This is a genomic window from Mesorhizobium sp. CA4, from assembly GCF_020165075.1.
GTDB lineage: Bacteria > Pseudomonadota > Alphaproteobacteria > Rhizobiales > Rhizobiaceae > Mesorhizobium.
The window spans coordinates 101,715-120,621 of record NZ_JAIUHK010000003.1 but is presented as its reverse complement, the minus strand read 5'-3'; the positions used below and the strand labels follow the sequence as shown (position 1 = coordinate 120,621).

Here is an 18,907-nt window from a genome sequence, read left to right as displayed (position 1 = left end):
GGAAGAGGCCGACATGCGGGCGTAATCCGGCCGGCATAATCTCATCCCGGAAAAGCTTTGCCGGGCAGGCACTCAGCTTATGTCGCGGGGTTGAGTTCGGCGGGGCACGTCGCTATGTCTCGGCCAAGAAATTCTAGAGTTTGAACGAATGAAGCCGCGCATCGCCGTCCTCGGTTGCGGATACTGGGGCAGCAACCATATCCGCACCCTCAAGGCGCTTGGCGCGCTGCATGCCGTTTCCGACGCCAACCGCGCCCGCGCCGAAGGTTTCGCCAGCGAGCAGGACTGCCTGGCGATCGAGCCGGACAGACTGTTCGAGCGGACGGACATCGACGCCATCGTCATGGCGCTGCCGCCGCAATTCCATGCCGACACCGCGGTGCGCGCCGTCGAAAGCGGCAAGGACGTGCTGGTGGAAAAGCCGATCGCGCTGACGGTCGACGACGCCGAGCGCGCGGTGAGGGCGGCAAAGGACAATGGCCGGATCTTCATGGTCGGCCATGTGCTGCGCTTCCATCCCGCTTTCGAGACGCTGAAGGCGCTGATCGACAATGGCGAGCTCGGCGAGGTGCGCTACATCCACTCGCACCGGCTCGGCCTCGGCAAGTTCCACACCGAGAACGACGCGCTTTGGGACCTTGCCCCGCACGATTTGTCGATGATCCTGGCCATCACCGGCACCGGGCCGATCGAGGTCAGGGGCGAGGGGGCAGCACTCCTCGACAATCTCAGTGACTTCGCGCATCTGCATATGCGTTTCCCGAACGGCCTGCGCAGCCATCTCTTCGCCTCGCGCCTCAACCCTTATCGCGAGCGGCGGCTGACGGTGGTCGGCACCAAGGCAATGGCGGTGTTCGACGACGTCGAGCCCTGGGAGCGCAAGCTTGCCGTCTACCGCCACGCAGTCTGGCAGGACAGCGGCCAGTGGGCCTTCACCGCCAATGAGCCTGCCTATGTGGCCGTCGGTGAGGGGATGCCGCTGACGCGCGAGCTTGCCCATTTCATGCAATGCATCGAGACGCGCGCCGAGCCCCGCACCGATGGCGAGGAAGCAATCCGGGTGCTGCGCATCCTGACCGCCGGCACGGTGATCCACACCGGCTCGTCTGCATAAAGCAATCAGATCGAGAATTTACTCAGCGGGAATCTGCGCCGGCCTGGCCGCCAGCCTGGACAGCATTGCCTCGGCTTCCGCGCCGCGCTCGGAACGCTCGATGAAGCCGCCGCCGAAGACACGCGCCTCGTTGCCGTCGTCGGAATAGAGCACGCAGGCCTGCCCCGGCGCGATGCCCGATTCGCCGTCGGCCAGCTCGACGGAGGTCACGCCGTTGCGGTAGTGCAGCACGGCCGGACGGGGCGGCCTGGTCGAGCGGACTTTCGCGAAGAGCTCTATACCGCCGGCCGGAACATCCGACAGAGGCCCGTCGCCCAGCCAGTTCATGTTGCGCAGATAAATCTTGTGCGTCTCCAGCGCCTCGCGCGGGCCGACGACGACGCGCGCGCGGTCGGCGTCGAGGTGAACGACGTAGAGCGGCTCGCCGGAAGCGATACCGATACCGCGGCGCTGGCCGATCGTGTAGCGCAGGATGCCTTCATGGCGGCCGAGCACGCGGCCGTCGATATGGACGATGTCGCCGGGATTGGCCGCAGCTGGCTTCAGCTTGGCGATGATGTCGGAATACTTGCCCTGCGGCACGAAGCAGATGTCCTGGCTATCCTGCTTGGCGGCGACGGTGAGCCCCATTTCCTCGGCGATGGCGCGGACCTGCGGCTTCGACAGGCCGCCGAGCGGGAAGCGCAGATAGTCGATCTGCGCCTGCGTGGTAGCGAACAGGAAATAGCTCTGGTCGCGGTCGGCGTCGACCGGCCGGTAGAGCGCGCGATGCGCGCCATTGGCGCTCGAACGAATATAGTGCCCAGTGGCCAAAGCGTCGGCGCCGAGATCCTGAGCGGTCGCCAGAAGATCGGCGAACTTCACCGTCTGATTGCAGGACACGCACGGGATCGGCGTCTCGCCGGCGACATAGCTCTCGGCAAAAGGATCGATGACCGCCTTGCGGAAGCGCTCCTCATAGTCGAGCACGTAGTGCGGGATGCCGATCGTCTCGGAAACGCGGCGAGCGTCGTCAATGTCCTGCCCGGCGCAGCATGAACCGGCGCGATGAGTGGCCGCGCCGTGATCGTAAAGCTGCAGCGTTACGCCGACGACGTCATAGCCTTCGCGCTTCAGGATGCCTGCGACCACAGACGAATCGACACCGCCCGACATCGCGACGACGACACGGGTTTCTTCTGGGCGGCGAGGGAGATCGAGGCTGTTCATGATGCTTTCACTGTGCGGCGCTCAATGCCAATGGCCGGAATATAGGTCAAGCGCCACGTCTGCGCCAGCTTGCGGCCCAGGACGAGATTACCGGCAATTTCAGCGCCTGGAGGCCGGTGTTTCAAATTCTAAACGATATCCTAACCGGGCGTTCACGATCCTTACCTAGTGATTAGGGTTCGCTTAGGCAATTTTTAAAGCTGTGGCGGTACTGTGGCGGGGATTGGGTCTTTGAGTTTTTAGTAGAGAGTACGATGACCGATCTGGTTAGACCTAGAGTCAAGTATGTTATCGGGCCCGACGGCAGCCCTCTTACGATCGCCGATCTGCCGCCGACGAACACGCGGCGCTGGGTTATTCGGCGCAAGGCAGAAGTGGTCGCCGCGGTACGCGGCGGCCTGCTCAGCCTTGAAGAAGCCTGCCAGCGCTACAAGCTCACCACCGAAGAATTTCTCTCCTGGCAGGCATCGATCGACGAGTACGGCCTTGCCGGGCTCCGCACCACGCGGATCCAGCAATACCGGCATTAAGCTGCCGGCCGAAAACGAGCGAAGGGCGCGGAACTCCGCGCCCTTCGCTTTGAAGCGGCCTTCCATCAGACAGTCAGCACGACCTTGCCGATGGGGCGAGTCGCAAGGAAGGCATGGGCGGCTGCTGCCTGGTCGAGCGGGAAAGCTTTGGCCACATGCGGCATCAGCTTTTTGGCATCGACCAGCCTGGCGAGTTCGACAAGGCCCTCGCGATCAGGCACTACAGACATGCGCTCCACGCGAACACCGCGTGCGCTGGCCTTCGCCTTCGTAGCGTCGTGAACGTCGAGCAGCGACACCAGAACGCCGCCATCACGCAACGCTTCCAGCGACTTATCGGCATGATCGCCGCCGATCGGATCCAGCACCAGATCGACATTGCCGACCTTCCCGGTGAAATCGTCGCGGGTGTAGTCGATCACCTCGTCCGCACCAATCGAGCGGACATAGTCGGTTTTGTCCGGACTGGCGGTCGATGCCACCCAGGCGCCGAGCGCCTTGGCGATCTGCACCGCCAGATGGCCGACGCCGCCGGCGCCGGCATGAACCAGAACGCGTCGCCCCGCTCGCAGGCCGCCATGACGGACGAGGCCTTGCCAGGCCGTCAGGCCGGCCAGCGGCAAGGCCGCGGCATGCGTATGGTCGATGGCGGCTGGCTTCGCGGCGATCTCGTCCACCGGCGCCGCGGCAAGCTCGGCATAGGCGCCCGCCTGTTTGGGAAAGCGCGGCATGCCGAACACCTCGTCGCCGCGCCTGAAGGCGGTCACGCCGGAACCGAGCGCCGCGACGGTCCCCGAAATATCCCAGCCAAGGATGAAAGGCGGTTCGCCGAGCAGCGGAACGAAACCGCCGCGCACGGCGCCATCGACCGGGTTGATGCCCGCCGCCTTGACGCGGACGAGCACTTCACCGGGCTTTGGCGCGGGGTCGGGCTGCTCGGCGGCGAAAAGGACCTCGGGTCCGCCGACGGAAGTCTGGATAACGGCACGCATGAACGCCTCCTGTTCGAGTAGATGTGCCGCTATCATTTGGATAGTAATATTCGATTGTCGAGTATGTACTTTTTGTATATATAGGTACCTCATGGATAGCGAGGACACATCCCCCTGCGGCTACGACGCGTTCCGGCGCACCTGCCCATCGCATACCGTGCTCGAGATGCTTGCGAGCAAATGGGTTTATCTCACCGTCTGCGCGCTGCGGCGCGGCCGGCTGCGCAATGGCGAGCTGGCGCGCAAGCTGGAGGGCATCACGCCCAAAATGCTGACGCAGACGCTGCGCGTGCTGGAGCGTGACGGCCTTGTGCGGCGCGAGGTGTTTGCGGTCATTCCGCCGCGCGTGGAATATGAGCTGACGGAGCTTGGCCAGAACCTCGCGGGCCTGCTCAGCCAGATCCGCTCCTGGGCGGAAGAGCATGCATCCGAAATCAAGGATGCCCGAACCCGGGCATCGGCCGATCACGGCGAGAAGGCTGCTATGCCGTGAAGACGGCGAGGCCGGTTTCTGCCGATTGCCGGTTCTGAAGATGCCGGGGGGGCTCCGGCAGGACTGCGAATATTCCCGGCGATCAGCCGATCATGGCGCTGCGGCCGCCTGTTTCGGCCTCGCGGATCTTGGTGTCCCGCGATTCCAGCATCTCCGCCTTGGACAGCTCCGCTTCAGCTTCGCCGAGTAATGATTCGGCGGTGCTTCGCTGCTGGGCGAGGTCGCTTTGTGAGTTCCTGAGGTTGTCGCGGCGCAGGCGAGCCGCCTTGGCGAAGGTCGGATAGGCGAAATGGTTGATGTCGGTGATGCCGGCTTTTTTCTCTTCGGCGATGATCTGCGCTTCCAGCTCGACGGCCATGCGCTCGAACTCGGCGATCATCATGTCCAGCTGCAAGAGCTGCCGCCGCTTCTCATTCACCTGAAACTGCTTCAGTCGAACGAGGTTTTCACGTGACTTCATGACTCGATACTCCGCAAACGCACACCTGCATACCGCCCAGTCCGCCCGGAACGATCCAAGCGCCGCCGTTTCCCCCGGCTTTCCCTGGGCTATGGGAAACAAAGCCCTAAAGATTTTTGCCGGCGGTAACCATTCGTTTACGGGCATTGTTAATCATACGGGCGAGGACTTAAGGCCGGGTAAAAATTCCGGCTGCGGCGGGAAGCCCTGGCCAGCGAGTCTCTGGAGTCACTTAGGCTGGCTTATTAATGTAGTGCATTAGCGGTTTTGGTCTGTGATTCGTTATTAGATTCAAGTGGGTGTAGAAAGGGGTTAAAAAATCTGATATCGTGAACGACACGAAATTAGGATTTGTTAACCATTCGGTGTCACCTTCTGTTCAGGCAATCACTGCTCCGGGTCCCGGACGGTCGTGAGATGGTCCGGCAGCAGAAAAGGGGAATGAAATGCGTGTTCTGCTGATTGAAGATGACAGTGCAACCGCACAGAGCATCGAATTGATGCTGAAATCGGAGAGCTTCAACGTCTATACGACCGATCTCGGCGAAGAGGGGGTCGATCTCGGCAAACTCTACGACTACGACATCATCCTTCTGGACCTCAATCTCCCCGACATGTCGGGCTATGAAGTCCTGCGCACGCTGCGCCTCTCCAAGGTCAAGACGCCGATCCTGATCCTTTCCGGCATGGCCGGCATCGAGGACAAGGTGCGCGGCCTCGGCTTCGGCGCCGACGACTATATGACCAAGCCCTTCCACAAGGACGAACTGGTGGCGCGCATCCATGCGATCGTGCGCCGTTCCAAGGGCCATGCCCAGTCGGTCATCACCACCGGCGACCTGGTGGTCAATCTCGACGCCAAGACGGTCGAGGTCGGCGGCCAGCGCGTGCACCTGACCGGCAAGGAATATCAGATGCTGGAGCTGCTCTCGCTGCGCAAGGGCACCACGCTCACCAAGGAAATGTTCCTCAACCATCTCTACGGCGGAATGGACGAGCCGGAGCTGAAGATCATCGACGTCTTCATCTGCAAGCTGCGCAAGAAGCTCGACGCGGCGTCCGGCGGCCAGAACTACATTGAGACGGTGTGGGGCCGGGGCTATGTGCTGCGCGAGCCCGAAGATATCCGCGTCAGCGCGTAGGCGATCCAAGTGATTCGAACGAAAAACCCGGCTCCGGCCGGGTTTTTTGTTCGAGTCGGTTGCCGCGAATCAGGCGGCGATTTTGAGGAAACGGAAGCTTTCGAGCAGTTGCGCGCGGTTGAAGGGCTTCAGCAGATAGCCTTGAGCGCCGGCGCGCTTGGCGCGCATGATCGCCGCGACGTCGACCTCGACAAGCGAGACCAGGATCTGCGGCTTGACGGGAGCTTCGATGGCGCGGATGCGGCGAATGAGATCGACCGCCTGGATATCGGCAAGCCCACCGTCGATGACAATCACGTCCGGCATGTCGCCGGCGCAGATTTCGGCAGCCTCGACCCCGGTCGACGCCTCGATGACAATCAGATCCGAGCCGCCAAGAATGCGTTTTGCGACCTTCCTGATGACGCTCGAATCATCGACGAACAGGCAGCGCTTCATGTCCGGGTCCTCTTCGCCATCTGCAGAACCGGCAACCTCCGGGTAACCGGAAAGCACCATAGCCCAATCCGGTAAAGAAGCCGAAAAGCCGTTAGGTAAAGTTTTTCCAAACAGGCACATCGCGCGGCTCGTGGCGCCGTTACAGGATTGCGGCTGGCATTGCTCGACCTGCACTGCCAGCACAAAACATCAGCGGTAAAGGATATTTCGGCTTTTCTTATGCAGCCGTCAGCACGATCTCGTCGGCTGTCGCGTGGATCGAGATCGTCATATTGGCCTCACGCGCCAGAAGCAGCGTGTAGTAAGGCTGGACCGAATGGGCGTCGATCGGCTCCTCCGGCTTGTGGCCGGAATGCAGTTCGAGGAACTTCGGCGGCACGCGCAGCATCGGGCCGCGGGCCGACAGCGAAAAACGCGGCTCGGTTTCGAGACTCTCCAGCGTGATCACTAGCTTGCCGCCGCGCGGTATGGCCGCGTTGGCGACGAGAATGAGGTTGAGCAGCAGCTTGACCTTGTTCTTGGGCAGGAGTGCCCGGGGGCCGTTCCAAACCAGTTCCGGCTTTTCGTTCTTCAAGAAGGCAATGGCCACGGCCTCGGCATCGCCGGTGTCGATCATCATGCCGGCGGAGCCCGCGGCGCCGAAGGCGATGCGGGCAAACTGCAGCCGGGCCGAGGCGTTCTTGGCGCTCTGGCGAATGAGCTTCATGGCGTCTTCGTCGGCGCCGCCCTCGTCGAGCAGTTCGAGGCCGTTGTTGATTGCGCCCACCGGCGAAATGATGTCGTGGCAGACGCGGCTGCAAAGCAGCGCCGCGAGATCAGGCGCGGAAAGGGTGAAAAGCTCGGCCATCGGCGAAATCCCTGCTTAAGTCACTTGTTCATGGCCGAGCGACAGTTTCGCGCCTGCCAACACGAATCACGCTCTTTCCAACGCTTTCTGAATACACAGGGCCCGCGCGCGCATCAACAAATCCAAAATTGTCGACGGCGAAAATGGTGTGTTCGCGGGGGAAACCCGCCGCCGAGGCGCAAGTGCAGCCTTCGAACCGCCATCTTCGCGTGGGAGCTTAATGGTTGAAAAAGGATTACGGCATAATTTGCACGGGATAGCCACCCTGAACGGCCGGCAAGAGCCGCAGGGGTGCGAGGCGTCGGCGAAAGTGCTCCCTGACGGAGATTGGAAGCATGTTTTCCCGATACTACGACCGGACGTTCGTCCGCGTCCTCACCATGACCATCACACTCCTGACGGCTCTGGTCCTTTCGACCTCAGCGTCGCGGGCTCAGCAGTACACCGCTCAGGAAATCGTCGATTCCGGTCATAAATTCTTCGGCGAGACGTCCGGCGGCCTGGCCACCGTCGTCGAGAAGGTCTTTGCCTCCTATGGCCTGCCCAATGGCTACCTGCTCGGCGAGGAAGGATCCGGCGCCCTGATCGGCGGCCTGACCTATGGCGAGGGGACGCTCTACACCAAGAACGCCGGCGACCATAAGGTGTTCTGGCAAGGTCCTTCGCTCGGCTGGGATTTCGGCGGCGAGGGCTCCCGGGTGATGATGCTGGTCTACAACCTCGACGACATCAGCAGCCTCTATAACCGCTTCGGCGGCGTTGCCGGCTCCGCCTATGTCATCGCCGGCGTCGGCTTCAACGTGCTGCAGAGCAACCGGGTGCTGCTCGTGCCGATCCGCACCGGCGTCGGTGCCCGTCTCGGGGTCAATCTCGGCTATCTGAAGCTCACCGAAAGGCCGACCTGGAACCCGTTCTGATCGGATTGCGCTCGCGACAACCGCTCGGGCTGTGCTGATCGCGCCGCGGCAAGCTCTTGCCGCGGCGTTGAATTTCCGCCATGCCAAGGCGGCACAATCCTGCGATTGGCGCTCCTTAAAGTGGATAGCACGCCTTGGTCCAGTCGGTCCTATTCTTCCTACTCGGTTTCCTTTGTGCCGTTTTTCTCGTGTCGCTGGTCGCGCCGGCGGTCTGGCGGCGCGCCGTTGTCCTGACGCGCAGGCGCATCGAGGCTTCGTTGCCGCTGACACAAGCCGAGATCCAGGCGGACAAGGACCGGGTCCGTGCGGAATATGCCGTGACGACGCGCCGGCTGGAGATAACCGTCAGGAATCTGCAGGAGAAGGTAGCCGAGCAACTGGTCGAGATCGGTCGCGGGCGCGAGGCCTTGAAGGGACTCGCGGTCGAACAGAAGGACAAGAACCAGGCGCTCTCCGATCTGCAGGCGAAAAATGCGGAGCTCAGGCAGCGCGAGGAGGATCTGCACCGCCTGTCGGAAAAGCTCGCACAGGCGGAGCGGGCTTTGGAGAAGCGCACGCTGGACCTGCAAAAGCTCGAGCAGATGTATGACGACGCCAGCTTCTCGTCCTCCAACCGCCAGATCGAGCTGGTCGCGCGCGAATCCGAGCTGGAAAAGCTCGCCAGCGACATCGCGTTGCTCAAAGGCCAGCGAAAGGAGGCGGACCGGCGCAACCAGGAAATCGCATCGGAAAGCAAGGCCGCGCGCGAAGCGTTGAAAGTCGAGAAGAAGAAAACGGCCGAGCTCGAGAAGAAGGTGGAGCGGCTGCTCGCCACGCTTGCCGACCGCGAGGAAAAGCTCGACCGGCGCGAGAAGGACCTCGCTCGAATGCGCGAACGTTCGAAGGAGGCCGCTGTGCCAAACGGCGTCGCGCGGCTGGCTGCCGACTCGGATGTGAAAAGTGACGATGTCGACAAGGCAATCGCCAAGCTCGAGGGCGACCGGGATCGGCTGGAGGCAAGGCTGACGGCGCTGGCGCGTGAGAACAAGCGGCTGAAAATCGATCTTGCCGCTTCGGGGGCGGCAATGCCCGAATCGGCGGGCGACGCACGCTCCGGCGCCGGTCTTCGCGAACAGATGAACGAACTGGCGGCCGAGGTCGTCAATCTGACGATGAAGCTCGATGGGCCGGACTCGCCCATCGCCAAGGCACTGGCGGGCGAGGGGCAGCAAACTGGGCGCGGCGTCAGCCTTGCCGACCGCGTGAGGGCTTTGCAGAAAGCCGGCTCGTCCAGCTGAGGTGTGTTGATATTCAGGTGAGGCCGGCCTGCAAACGCCGGCTTCCTGCGCTTCCGGCCTTCGCCGGCGGAAGCCCTCACAAGTGTCTTTGCCCCTATGAAGGGCTACGGCCGGCGTAGGCCTGTTCTCGGAAACCGCCATTTTCGACTCGGCCTGACCTGAATCTCAACACCTCAAAGCGTTGCAGCTGTGCGGTCCAGGCGGGACCGCTAGCGGTTTGAAAAATGATGCAGGGCGATCGCCAACGCGGCCGCGACGTTCAGGCTATCGAAGCCTTCCGCCATGTTGATCCGTACCGTGCGCAACCGGGCAAGCAGGTCTTGGGACAGGCCTTCGCCTTCGGCGCCGAGATAGAGCGCCAGCCTGGCCGAATTTTGCGCAGTCCGGATGTCTGTGGTGCCGCCCGGCGATAGCGCGAACTGGCTGAAGCCAAGCCGATCGAGCGTCGCGGTGAGGGCTGCGGTATCGCCGAAGAAGGCGAAGGGAACCTTCAGCGCCGCGCCGACCGAAACACGGATTGCCTTGCGGTAGAGCGGATCGCAGCAGGTCCGGTCGAGCAGCACCGCGTCCGCGCCGAAGGCCGCGGCGTTGCGGAAGATCGCCCCCATATTGTCGTGATTGGATATGCCGACCAGGACGACGGCCAACGCCCGCCGAGGCAAGGTTTCCACCAGAATTTCGGCGGGTGCCGGCGCGCCCCGTATGCCGACCGCCAGGATGCCGCGGTGCATGTGGAAGCCGGCGATCCGGTCCATGACCTCACCGGCGGCGACATAGACCGGAAAATCCGGCGGCGCCTTACGCAAGATCCCCTGCACGCCAGCCAGTCTGTTTTCGAGGATGAGGGCAGACGCGGCGGCGAAGCGCCCCGTCGACAACAGGAGGTCGACCACCACCTTGCCCTCGGCGACGAAGCGGCCGTGCCGGCCGACGAGGTCGCGCTCGCGAATGTCGAGATAAGCGGCGACGCGCGGGTCCTGGGGATCGTCGATAGGGATGAGGTTCATGCATGCCTCGCCGAGAGTTGTCGGCGAGGTATGAGCGACTGGAACCGCGGGTCAAGCCCCGGCGCGGCGCAACCGGTAGGCCATCTGGGAAAGATCGCCTTCGCCGAAAATGCCTTCCAGCATGCGCAGCAATTCGCGCACCGCTTCGGATTTGCAGGAATAATAGATCATCTGGCGGTCGCGCCGGGTCTCGACGAGATCGAGTCCCCTCAGCTTGGCGAGATGCTGCGACAGAGCCGACTGGCTGAGCTGCACCTTTTCGGCGATGGCGCCGACCGACATTTCGCCATCCATCAGATAGGCCACGATCAGGAGGCGCTTTTCGTTGCCCATGAGAGTGAGAAACGCGGCTGCCGATTCCGCATTGGCGATAAGCTTATTTGAGATCATAGATCCCCCAAGGGTCCTGGCTCATCCTGGCGCCAGGGGGCAATGGCGCCTGAATCCACAATGTTCAGATGTCGATGGGCGCTTCTGAATCAGCGCCGTAACAAAGGTAGATCATTTCGTTTAAATCTCAAGCGTTGCTTTCGCCGGCGCGCGATCAACTATCGCTCTTGCTCTGCTGCGCGTCCCGCCTTGGCCATCTCGACCAGCACGGAACGCAATTCGCGCGCGGTTTGCAAAGGCTGGGGAAAGAAGATCCGACAGGCCGCATCCGCGGTGGCGAGATCCATGCCGTCGGGGTCGAAGCCGGTGGCGATCCAGCCATCACCTTCGGCACGACCGAAATGGCGGGCATAAAGGGCAAGCGCGTCGCGATGATCGGCATTCATGTGATCGAGCGCCGCCTGCTCGCTGCCGGCGAACTCTTCGACAAGGGCGGGACCGGTCATGAAATCGTCGCGGTCAAGAAGAAAGGCCTTGCCGAAGCCGCCGTTCAGGCTGGCGCGCTCGGGCTCGAGCCGGAAGAATGAGAAGTCGCTTAGCCCGGCGTAGAGCTTCGCTTTCGGATTGCGGTTGAGGTAGCGCCGTTCGGCTCGGATCTGATCGGCCGATCCCCGTTCCAGCCGCAGGGCGCGGCACGCTAGGCTGATGCGCGGATGCGCCAGCGGATCGCCCTTGCCGGGCTCGCCAAGCAGCAGCGAACAGCGCGGATCGGCGAGCAACGCCCCGGTGTGCGCGGACAGCATCGAGATCAGGATCAGCGGCGCGCCATCAATGTCGGTAGCGACGCCAACCCGGCTCGCCAGCGGCGCGCCGGTGCCGGGCTCGATCGCCGCGAGCGCGCCGAAACGCGCCGAGCGGATCAGGGTTTTCGCCAGCCTGATCGCCTCGGCGTCGGTCTCGCGGACGACATCCTTCTTCGGTTCGGTCACAAGCTCACCCGAGATAAGTTGATTTCTGTTCTCCGGTTATCGGCCTATTACATCCGCCTTTGCAAGGGCTCCGACTTCCTCTTCGCTCAAGCCGAAACGGGTCAATATGCCCGCGGGCTGGCGATCGGCGGCGGCCGGCGCCGCGGCAAGAGTCTGCGGGTTTTGCGAGAAACGCGGCGCGGGCGCCGGACGCTGGAGACCACCCAACGTCACGAAGCTTTGCCTGGCGCGATTGTGCGGGTGGTTCCTGGCTTCGACCAGTGACAGCACGGGCGCCACGCAGGCATCGGTCGCGGCGAAAAGCCCGGCCCACTCGTCGCGCGTCCTTTCCATGACCCGGCCAGCAATGGCGGCGCGCATCGCGGGCCACGACGACCTGTCGTACTGGCTGCGGACAAAATGATTGTCGAGCGGCAGCAGCCTGGCGAATTCGGCGAAGAAGCGCGGTTCGAGGCAGCCGACGGCAATGTGCCTTGCGTCAGCCGTCTCATAAGTATCGTAGAACGGTGCACCGGAATCGAGCAGGTTCTCGCCGCGCCTGTCGCTCCAGAGACCCGCCGCCATGTAGGCGTGGATCGGCGCGGCGAGCATCGAGGCTCCCTCGATCATCGAGGCATCGATCACCTGGCCCTTGCCGGTCAGGGAACGCTGGAAAAGGGCGGCGAGCAGGCCTGCGACCAGCATCATGGCGCCGCCGCCTTGATCGGCGACGAGGTTGAGCGGCGGCACCGGCGGCGCGTCCTGCCTGCCGACCGCATGCAAGAGGCCCGCATAGGCGAGATAGTTGATGTCGTGCCCGGCTCGCCCGGACAGCGGCCCGTCCTGGCCGAAACCGGTCAGGCGGCCATAGATCAGCGCTGGATTGCGCTGGAGAACGACATCCGGCCCGAGGCCGAGCCGTTCCATCACGCCGGGGCGGAAGCCTTCGACGAGGATGTCGGCCTTTGCCGCAAGGCGTAGCAGCAGTTCCGCGCCCGCCGGACGCTTCAGGTCGAGCTTGAGTATGGAACGGCCGTAGCGGTCGAGATCGTATTCTTCCGGCAGGCTCAGAAGCGGCTGGCTGGCATCGGCGCGTTCGATGCGCAGCACCCCGGCGCCCATCTCGGAAAGCATCAGGGCGGCAAACGGCACCGGACCAAGCCCGGCCATCTCGATCACTTTCAGGCCGGCGAGCGGCCCGGTCTTTTCGGCAGAGGCACCGGCGCCTGTCGGCGAGCCAGCCATCCCGCTTATTTCGGCGCCATGCGGATGGCGCCGTCGAGGCGGATGGTCTCGCCGTTCAGCATTTGGTTCTCGACGATGTGGAGGGCAAGTGCCGCATATTCCGACGGCTCGCCGAGCCGGGGCGGGAAGGGGACGGAGGCGCCGAGCGAATCCTGCACTTCCTGCGACATGCCGGCCATCATCGGCGTCTTGAAGATGCCGGGCGCGATGGTGCAGACGCGGATGCCGGACCGCGCCAGGTCGCGCGCCACGGGCAGCGTCATGCCGACGACGCCGCCCTTGGACGCCGCGTAGGCCGCCTGGCCGATCTGGCCGTCATAGGCGGCGACGGATGCGGTGTTGACGATGACGCCGCGCTCGCCGCCGGCAAGCGGTTCGAGTTTCGCTGCCCGGTCGGCAACGAGGCGGATCATGTTGAAGGTGCCGATCAGGTTGATCTCGATCACCTTGCGATACTGGTCGAGCGAATGCGGTCCGTCCTTGCCGATCGTCTTCATCCCGATGGCGATGCCGGCGCAATTGACCAGGATGCGCGGCTGCCCAAGCTTTTCAGCCACTTCGGCGATCGCGGCCGTAGCGCTGTCGCCGCTGCCGACATCGCATTGGACGGCAACGCCGCCGATCTCGGCTGCAACTTTCGCCGCGCGCTCGATGCCCACGTCGAGGATGGCGACGCGGGCGCCCTTGGCCGCCAAGGCGCGCGCCGTTGCCTCGCCAAGGCCCGACCCGCCGCCGGTGACGATCGCGATCTGGCCGTTCGGGTTCATGCAGGCCTCCCAGGATTCGCGATTATGCTACGAAGCGCGCAAAGGAGGCGCAACCGCAATAGGCGGGTCGATCGACGGCTGCACACTCGCAGTCGAACGCGACATGGCCGGGGCGAATTCCGCAACCTTTGCCGTGTTGGCGTGACAGACATCGCCGGCAAAGCGGGCGACGGCGCCTGGCTTGATCTCGTGATACAGCAGCCGGTCGAGATCGACCGGGCGCGGCATGGTGATCTGTCCGCGCGGGAAGCGCTTGAAGCCAAGCGGTCCATAAAATGGTTCGTCACCAACCAGAATGACGGCAGGCGCACCGGCCTTCCTGGCCGCCTCCAGCGCGATCGCGACCAGCTTGCGGCCGATGCCGAGATTCTTGAAGGCCGGGCGCACCGCAAGCGGGCCGAGCATCATGGCGCGACCTGCGCCTGCGGCCACGCGCGTCATGCGCACCGAAGCGATAACCTTATCGTCCTTGACGGCGACAAAGGACATCGAGCGGTCGTGCCCACCGGCCTCGCGGATCTTGTAGGCGGCAAGAACGAAACGGCCGGGGCCGAAGGCCTCGTCATTGATGGCTTCGATTTCGGCATCATGCGCCGGGGTTTCCGGCAGGTATTTCACGTCGGCAAGGCTCATGGTCTTTGCGTTCCGGTATGCGAGGAAGGTTTGCTGCAAGCGGCAGCGTTCGCCAGTCAGCGCTTCTTAAGCGCGGGCGCCCTTTCGTCGTCGGTCGAACCGGATCGAGGCAAAGTCGAACATGGGCGCCTCCGCTAGCACCAATTTTGTGTCGCTGCAATCGGTGCCTTTTGCCTTTCTTTGCTCCAGACGAGCCGGTTCGTCGCTTGACGAACTGGTTCGTCGTTTGACGAACTGTTCAGTGCCCGAAGGCTTCGCCAGTCCGGTTATCGGTCTAGATATGTGTGAGCACAGGGAGATTTTCGATGGGATTGCTGATCGAAGGCAAATGGCGGGATAGCGCGCCCAACACCGACAGCGGTGGGCGGTTCGTGCGGACGGAGTCGCAATGGCGCGACTGGATCACGCGCGACGGCAGGCCGGCAGAGGGGCGAAGGGGCGGCTTCAAGGCGGAACCCGGCCGCTATCATCTCTACGGTCGCTCGCCTGTCCCTGGGCGCATCGCACGCTGATCTTCCGCGCTCTGAAGAAGCTGGAGGGCATCATCTCCATTTCCGTTGTGCACCATTTCATGGGCGAAAACGGCTGGACCTTCAAAGCCGAGGACGGCGCCACCGGGGACACGCTTTACGGCCTCGATTTCCTGCACCAGATCTATGCCAAGGCCGATCCGGCCTATTCAGGCCGCGTGACGGTGCCGGTTCTGTGGGACAAGCAAGAAAAGACGATCGTCAACAACGAGTCCTCCGAGATCATCCGCATGCTCAATTCCGCCTTCGACGAATGGGGCGATGCCCGTCTCGACTTCTACCCGGCGGGGCGGCGCGCGGAGATCGATAAGATCAATGCGCTGGTCTATCCGGCGATCAACAACGGCGTCTATCGCGCCGGCTTCGCCACGACGCAGAAAGCCTATGAGGAAGCGTTCGGCGAATTGTTCGCGGCGCTCGATACGATCGAGGAGCGGCTTTCGAAGCAGCGCTATCTGGCTGGCGAGCACATCACCGAGGCGGACTGGCGGCTGTTCACGACGCTGGTGCGCTTTGATCCGGTCTATGTCGGCCACTTCAAGTGCAATCTGCGCCGCATCGCTGACTATCCGAACCTGTCGAACTACCTGCGCGATCTCTATCAGGTGCCCGGCGTCTCTGGCACAGTCAACCTGCATCACATCAAGGCGCATTATTACGGCAGCCACAGATCGATCAACCCGACGGGGATCGTTCCGGCAGGGCCGGAACTCGATTATGCCGCGCCGCATGACCGCAACAGGTTCAGGAAGGCGGCGTGATTACCAGTAAGCCGAGATACGCTCGTTGCCAAAAATCTCCGCTATCCGCTGCAGCGTCGCTGGCGTTGTGCCCTCCGGCAACCGGTCGAGCGGGAAGAAACCCGCTTCGGCGATCTCGTGGTCCGGCAGTTTCGGCGCCGTCTGGCTGAAGGCTTCGATCAGATAGAGAGCGACATGGTCGCGCTTGCTGGGTCGGCGGTTGAAATGCATCGACTTCAACACTGGCGGAGCGGTCAAAGTGATGTTGCCTTCCTCGGCCAATTCGCGCGCCAGCGCTTCCTCAAGGGTCTCGCCCACCTCGACGCCGCCGCCGGGGAGCTGCCAGCCGGGAACATAGGTGTGGCGGATCAGGAAGACGGAGTTGGAGGCGCGGTCATAAACCAGCCCGCGCACGCCAAGCGTCATCGGGCGGCGCAGCAGGAAGTAAAAATGGAACAGCTTTGCTCGCAACCCCGGCCAGCCGGTCTGGCGGAATGCCTCTTCCGGATCGGCTCGGCGATTCATCCGACAATCCCCAAGCAGATGTCCATGGATTGCCCCACGGACATCAGCTTGGCTTCCCTTGTTTTTCGCAGGTTCTGGCCGCAAAACCGTGAGGCGCTTTTGCGGAACCTGCTTGGGCAAACAGCAAAGGGTGAGTGGAAAGCCTCGCCGGCGTCGCTTAAGAATGGGCCATGTTCAGGCTCGCGCATATTTCCGATGCTCATCTGGGACCGCTGCCCGATGTAACCTATCGCGATCTCGCGTCCAAGCGCGTGTTGGGCTACGTCAACTGGCAGCGCAACCGCCGCCGCCATATGCACGACGCGGTGATCGACACTATCGTCGCCGACATCAAGGCTGGCGCGCCGGACCATCTCGCCGTCACCGGCGACCTCGTCAACCTGGCGCTCGACGGCGAGATCGAGATGGCCAAGCACTGGCTGGAGACGCTTGGATCGCCGCATGATGTTTCCGTGGTCCCCGGCAATCACGACGCCTATGTGCCGGGCGCTTTCGACAAGGTCTGCCGGTCGTGGGCTCCGTGGATGACGGGTGACGGCGTCAACAGTCCGGTCGACCGCAATTCCTTTCCGTATCTGCGCGTGCGCGGCAATGTCGCGCTGATCGGCGTCACCACGGCGCGCGCCACCGCGCCCTTCATGGCCAATGGCTTCTTCATGGAAGGGCAGGCCGAGCGGCTCGGCAGGATTCTCGACGATGCGGCGAAACAAGGGCTGTTCCGCGCCATCATGATCCACCATCCGCCGGTGCGCGGCGCCGTCCAGCAACATAAGCGGCTGTTTGGCATCGCTCGTTTTCACAAGGTCATTCGTCGGCATGGCGCGGAGCTCGTCCTGCACGGGCATTCGCATCTGCCGTCCTTGTTCGCCATCGGCGCACGTGGCGCCAAAGTGCCAGTGGTCGGGGTTGCCGCCGCGGGCCAGGCGCCGGGCGGCAAGCATCCGGCCGCTCAGTACAATCTTTTCGAGATCGATGGCGAAAAGGGCGCTTGGCGCGTGCGCTTGACGCGGCGCGGCCTGACCGGGCCGGCACTGCCGCCTTCGGATCTGCAAACGACGGATCTCGATGTGCCGGGCGTGAAGGACCGCGAACTCGTCAGAAGCTGATCTTCATGTGCACGATGCGTTCCCAGAACATCGCCAGCGAAACCGCCAGGCCGACAAGCGCACCGGCGGCTATCAGGCCGAGGCCGGCGAAGAAGGTCGTCCAGCCATTGAGGCGGCTTTCGGATTGAATGGGCGGCTCCGCCTCCCGGACCACGGGACGATGCAGCCCGGGAACGGCACTCTCCACGCCGCCCTCCATCATGTGCTGCCGCTCGACGACCCGTTCGGCCACGTAGCGCGTCACCGCATCGGCGACGGCTTTCATCTCGGTCGTCTCGGCCAGCACCACACGGCCGACGCGCGTATCCTTGAGGAAGCGGTAGGTGCGGCGGTCGCGCCCCATGGCGACGTGGCTCACCGCATCGATCCATAGCCGGGGCTGCAGGCCGGACGAGACGGCGAAGTCGAAGCTGTCCATGTCGGCCGGGACATCGGCAAAGACCGGGGCAAGCTCGGTTGCCAGCAGATCGAGCCGCATGCGATGCGCCTCGCGCATGTCGACGACCACGTCATCGCGGTCGGCGAAGGCGTTTTTGACGTCGCGTATGGCATCCGAGAGCTTTCGCGACGGCTCCATCGGGGTGATTTTGTCGCCTGCATCCTTCATGGCGGCTGTCTCGCTGTTGGTTAACAGCGAATTAACACAGTCGCCGGAAAAATGCACTGCCGACGATGAGCGGCGCGGCCGCCCCGGTCCGCATAAAGCGCGTCAAGGATGCGTCGAGGTCGGCCGGGAGAGCCGATCCCGGCAAGGTACTCAGCAATCAACTCGCCGCGGCGCCCAGCGGTGGACGCAACCGTCTGCGGCGCCGTCGCGTGTTGCGACGCACGATTTCGGCAACGAGGTCCGGAGCTTCCTCGATCAGCATATGACCTGCGTCAAGGACATGGTGCAGATGGAAATGCGACGGCAGCGCCTCGGCCTGCTCGACGGGCAGCAGCGGATCCTCCGCTCCCCAGACGATCATCACCGGCATGTCGAGCGTATCCAATTGCGCGCGGGGGATCACTCCTTGCCGGCCATCCCTGGTCATCGCCGCGGCTATACCGATCAGGGTCTGCAACTGGCCCGGCCGTTTGCGCATCCGGCACAGTGCATCCACCACATGGTCGGGCGGCACGCTGCGCGGGCCCGACATGGCGGCAAGGCTGGCGCGGAGTTCTCTCCTGCCGGCCGCGGCGGCATAGCGGCGCAGCAAGTCTGCATTGATTTCCGGACCGAAGCCGCCGGGCGCCAACAGAGTGAGCGAGGCAACCCTGTCGGGGTCGGCAAGCGCCATCAATGTCGCGATCGCGCCGCCCATGGAGTGACCGACAAGATGGACCTTGCCCAACCGCCGGGCGGCCAGATCGGCGAGGATGGCTCGCGCGGCCGCCTTGGCGCCGCCCAAGCCTTCGCTTTCCAGGGATTCTCCATGGCCCGGCAGATCATAGGCCAACACTCTCGCTTCCGCCGCCAGCGAGGCCACGACGTCAAGCCAGATCTCACCACAGGCTCCGAAGCCGTGTAGAAGGACGATCGTCCTCGGACCAGCGCCACGTTCGACGGCATAAGGGAATGGAAGCATGAAAATGGAGCGGTAAACAAGACAGGAGCTACTTCAAATTGTGGCTGAATTGCTCCCGAACCAGACCTA

21 protein-coding genes and 1 pseudogene are annotated in these 18,907 nt (G+C 63.4%); 8 read left to right on the top strand and 14 right to left on the bottom strand.

The window, feature by feature from the left end:
* Window positions 1–148: 148 nt before the first annotated feature.
* Window positions 149–1,114: a Gfo/Idh/MocA family protein gene (locus LB528_RS03610; RefSeq protein ID WP_224713864.1), complete on the top strand. Its 966-nt coding sequence runs from the start codon at window positions 149–151 to the stop codon at window positions 1,112–1,114.
* 18 nt (window positions 1,115–1,132) lie between these two features.
* On the opposite strand, the gene mnmA is transcribed toward LB528_RS03610, so the two are convergent.
* Window positions 1,133–2,323: a tRNA 2-thiouridine(34) synthase MnmA gene (mnmA, locus tag LB528_RS03605; protein WP_224713863.1), complete on the bottom strand. Its 1,191-nt coding sequence runs from the start codon at window positions 2,321–2,323 to the stop codon at window positions 1,133–1,135.
* A 254-nt stretch (window positions 2,324–2,577) separates the two neighbouring features.
* Between mnmA and LB528_RS03600 the strand changes: the two genes are divergently transcribed.
* Entirely contained in the window at window positions 2,578–2,853 is a 276-nt protein-coding gene (locus tag LB528_RS03600; RefSeq protein ID WP_006203587.1) for a DUF1153 domain-containing protein, read from the top strand.
* 65 nt (window positions 2,854–2,918) lie between these two features.
* Here the strand turns inward: LB528_RS03600 and LB528_RS03595 are convergent, their stop codons facing one another.
* Window positions 2,919–3,845, bottom strand: coding sequence for an NADP-dependent oxidoreductase (locus LB528_RS03595; protein WP_224713862.1), 927 nt, complete (start codon window positions 3,843–3,845; stop codon window positions 2,919–2,921).
* Between the two features lie 91 nt (window positions 3,846–3,936).
* Here LB528_RS03595 and LB528_RS03590 point away from each other — a divergent pair, with 91 nt between their 5' ends.
* Window positions 3,937–4,338 (top strand): winged helix-turn-helix transcriptional regulator, encoded by a 402-nt coding sequence (locus tag LB528_RS03590; protein ID WP_224713861.1) that lies wholly within the window; start codon window positions 3,937–3,939, stop codon window positions 4,336–4,338.
* Between the two features lie 82 nt (window positions 4,339–4,420).
* Here LB528_RS03590 and LB528_RS03585 read toward each other — a convergent pair whose 3' ends face one another.
* On the bottom strand, window positions 4,421–4,798 hold the full coding sequence (locus tag LB528_RS03585; protein WP_040989842.1) for a flagellar export protein FliJ: 378 nt from the start codon (window positions 4,796–4,798) through the stop codon (window positions 4,421–4,423).
* Window positions 4,799–5,244: 446 nt separating this feature from the next.
* On the opposite strand from LB528_RS03585, the gene ctrA reads away from it, so the two are divergent.
* A complete protein-coding gene (ctrA, locus tag LB528_RS03580) occupies window positions 5,245–5,940 on the top strand; it encodes a response regulator transcription factor CtrA (protein WP_006203583.1) in 696 nt (231 codons plus the stop codon).
* Between the two features lie 69 nt (window positions 5,941–6,009).
* Here the strand turns inward: ctrA and LB528_RS03575 are convergent, their stop codons facing one another.
* Both LB528_RS03575 and chpT read right to left on the bottom strand, forming a co-directional pair.
* Window positions 6,010–6,378 (bottom strand): response regulator, encoded by a 369-nt coding sequence (locus tag LB528_RS03575; protein ID WP_224583954.1) that lies wholly within the window; start codon window positions 6,376–6,378, stop codon window positions 6,010–6,012.
* 217 nt (window positions 6,379–6,595) lie between these two features.
* Window positions 6,596–7,225 carry a histidine phosphotransferase ChpT gene (gene chpT, locus LB528_RS03570; protein ID WP_224514361.1) on the bottom strand — a complete coding sequence of 210 codons (630 nt, stop codon included), beginning with the start codon at window positions 7,223–7,225 and terminating at the stop codon, window positions 6,596–6,598.
* Between the two features lie 380 nt (window positions 7,226–7,605).
* Between chpT and LB528_RS03565 the strand changes: the two genes are divergently transcribed.
* Window positions 7,606–8,142: a DUF1134 domain-containing protein gene (locus tag LB528_RS03565; RefSeq protein WP_224713952.1), complete on the top strand. Its 537-nt coding sequence runs from the start codon at window positions 7,606–7,608 to the stop codon at window positions 8,140–8,142.
* A gap of 134 nt (window positions 8,143–8,276) precedes the next feature.
* The gene (locus LB528_RS03560; protein ID WP_224713860.1) at window positions 8,277–9,419 is read left to right on the top strand and encodes a hypothetical protein; all 1,143 of its coding nucleotides are present in this window, start codon (window positions 8,277–8,279) and stop codon (window positions 9,417–9,419) included.
* A gap of 209 nt (window positions 9,420–9,628) precedes the next feature.
* Here LB528_RS03560 and LB528_RS03555 read toward each other — a convergent pair whose 3' ends face one another.
* The 6 genes from LB528_RS03555 to LB528_RS03530 form a co-directional block, all read right to left on the bottom strand.
* Entirely contained in the window at window positions 9,629–10,426 is a 798-nt protein-coding gene (locus LB528_RS03555; protein WP_224713859.1) for a TrmH family RNA methyltransferase, read from the bottom strand.
* Between the two features lie 51 nt (window positions 10,427–10,477).
* Window positions 10,478–10,816, bottom strand: coding sequence for an ArsR/SmtB family transcription factor (locus LB528_RS03550; RefSeq protein WP_224514355.1), 339 nt, complete (start codon window positions 10,814–10,816; stop codon window positions 10,478–10,480).
* 158 nt (window positions 10,817–10,974) lie between these two features.
* Complete coding sequence (locus LB528_RS03545) at window positions 10,975–11,745, bottom strand: HugZ family protein (protein ID WP_224514353.1); 771 nt, start codon at window positions 11,743–11,745, stop codon at window positions 10,975–10,977.
* A gap of 36 nt (window positions 11,746–11,781) precedes the next feature.
* Window positions 11,782–12,969, bottom strand: coding sequence for a CaiB/BaiF CoA transferase family protein (locus tag LB528_RS03540; protein WP_224713858.1), 1,188 nt, complete (start codon window positions 12,967–12,969; stop codon window positions 11,782–11,784).
* Between the two features lie 5 nt (window positions 12,970–12,974).
* On the bottom strand, window positions 12,975–13,736 hold the full coding sequence (locus LB528_RS03535; RefSeq protein ID WP_224713857.1) for a 3-hydroxyacyl-CoA dehydrogenase: 762 nt from the start codon (window positions 13,734–13,736) through the stop codon (window positions 12,975–12,977).
* A gap of 27 nt (window positions 13,737–13,763) precedes the next feature.
* Complete coding sequence (locus LB528_RS03530; RefSeq protein WP_224713856.1) at window positions 13,764–14,369, bottom strand: GNAT family N-acetyltransferase; 606 nt, start codon at window positions 14,367–14,369, stop codon at window positions 13,764–13,766.
* Between the two features lie 305 nt (window positions 14,370–14,674).
* Here LB528_RS03530 and LB528_RS03525 point away from each other — a divergent pair.
* A pseudogene (locus tag LB528_RS03525) lies at window positions 14,675–15,660 on the top strand (glutathione S-transferase family protein).
* Here the strand turns inward: LB528_RS03525 and LB528_RS03520 are convergent.
* Complete coding sequence (locus tag LB528_RS03520; protein WP_224713855.1) at window positions 15,661–16,164, bottom strand: NUDIX domain-containing protein; 504 nt, start codon at window positions 16,162–16,164, stop codon at window positions 15,661–15,663.
* Between the two features lie 170 nt (window positions 16,165–16,334).
* Here LB528_RS03520 and LB528_RS03515 point away from each other — a divergent pair, with 170 nt between their 5' ends.
* Window positions 16,335–17,270 carry a metallophosphoesterase family protein gene (locus LB528_RS03515; protein WP_224514333.1) on the top strand — a complete coding sequence of 312 codons (936 nt, stop codon included), beginning with the start codon at window positions 16,335–16,337 and terminating at the stop codon, window positions 17,268–17,270.
* Here the strand turns inward: LB528_RS03515 and LB528_RS03510 are convergent.
* A complete protein-coding gene (locus LB528_RS03510; protein ID WP_224713854.1) occupies window positions 17,260–17,877 on the bottom strand; it encodes a hypothetical protein in 618 nt (205 codons plus the stop codon). The two genes, LB528_RS03515 and LB528_RS03510, sit on opposite strands and share 11 nt — an antisense overlap.
* Window positions 17,878–18,034: 157 nt before the next feature.
* Window positions 18,035–18,838, bottom strand: a complete 804-nt coding sequence (locus LB528_RS03505) for an alpha/beta fold hydrolase (protein ID WP_224713853.1) — start codon at window positions 18,836–18,838, stop codon at window positions 18,035–18,037.
* Between the last annotated feature and the right edge of the window lie 69 nt (window positions 18,839–18,907).

Bases quoted from the DNA above. Each gene is read 5' to 3' on its own strand.
- LB528_RS03610 (WP_224713864.1), top strand. From the start codon at position 149: ATGAAGCCGCGCATCGCCGTCCTCGGTTGCGGATACTGGGGCAGCAAC.
- mnmA (WP_224713863.1), bottom strand. From the start codon at position 2,323: ATGAACAGCCTCGATCTCCCTCGCCGCCCAGAAGAAACCCGTGTCGTC.
- LB528_RS03600 (WP_006203587.1), top strand. From the start codon at position 2,578: ATGACCGATCTGGTTAGACCTAGAGTCAAGTATGTTATCGGGCCCGAC.
- LB528_RS03595 (WP_224713862.1), bottom strand. From the start codon at position 3,845: ATGCGTGCCGTTATCCAGACTTCCGTCGGCGGACCCGAGGTCCTTTTC.
- LB528_RS03590 (WP_224713861.1), top strand. From the start codon at position 3,937: ATGGATAGCGAGGACACATCCCCCTGCGGCTACGACGCGTTCCGGCGC.
- LB528_RS03585 (WP_040989842.1), bottom strand. From the start codon at position 4,798: ATGAAGTCACGTGAAAACCTCGTTCGACTGAAGCAGTTTCAGGTGAAT.
- ctrA (WP_006203583.1), top strand. From the start codon at position 5,245: ATGCGTGTTCTGCTGATTGAAGATGACAGTGCAACCGCACAGAGCATC.
- LB528_RS03575 (WP_224583954.1), bottom strand. From the start codon at position 6,378: ATGAAGCGCTGCCTGTTCGTCGATGATTCGAGCGTCATCAGGAAGGTC.
- chpT (WP_224514361.1), bottom strand. From the start codon at position 7,225: ATGGCCGAGCTTTTCACCCTTTCCGCGCCTGATCTCGCGGCGCTGCTT.
- LB528_RS03565 (WP_224713952.1), top strand. From the start codon at position 7,606: ATGACCATCACACTCCTGACGGCTCTGGTCCTTTCGACCTCAGCGTCG.
- LB528_RS03555 (WP_224713859.1), bottom strand. From the start codon at position 10,426: ATGAACCTCATCCCTATCGACGATCCCCAGGACCCGCGCGTCGCCGCT.
- LB528_RS03550 (WP_224514355.1), bottom strand. From the start codon at position 10,816: ATGATCTCAAATAAGCTTATCGCCAATGCGGAATCGGCAGCCGCGTTT.
- LB528_RS03540 (WP_224713858.1), bottom strand. From the start codon at position 12,969: ATGGCTGGCTCGCCGACAGGCGCCGGTGCCTCTGCCGAAAAGACCGGG.
- LB528_RS03535 (WP_224713857.1), bottom strand. From the start codon at position 13,736: ATGAACCCGAACGGCCAGATCGCGATCGTCACCGGCGGCGGGTCGGGC.
- LB528_RS03530 (WP_224713856.1), bottom strand. From the start codon at position 14,369: ATGAGCCTTGCCGACGTGAAATACCTGCCGGAAACCCCGGCGCATGAT.
- LB528_RS03520 (WP_224713855.1), bottom strand. From the start codon at position 16,164: ATGAATCGCCGAGCCGATCCGGAAGAGGCATTCCGCCAGACCGGCTGG.
- LB528_RS03515 (WP_224514333.1), top strand. From the start codon at position 16,335: ATGTTCAGGCTCGCGCATATTTCCGATGCTCATCTGGGACCGCTGCCC.
- LB528_RS03510 (WP_224713854.1), bottom strand. From the start codon at position 17,877: ATGAAGGATGCAGGCGACAAAATCACCCCGATGGAGCCGTCGCGAAAG.
- LB528_RS03505 (WP_224713853.1), bottom strand. From the start codon at position 18,838: ATGCTTCCATTCCCTTATGCCGTCGAACGTGGCGCTGGTCCGAGGACG.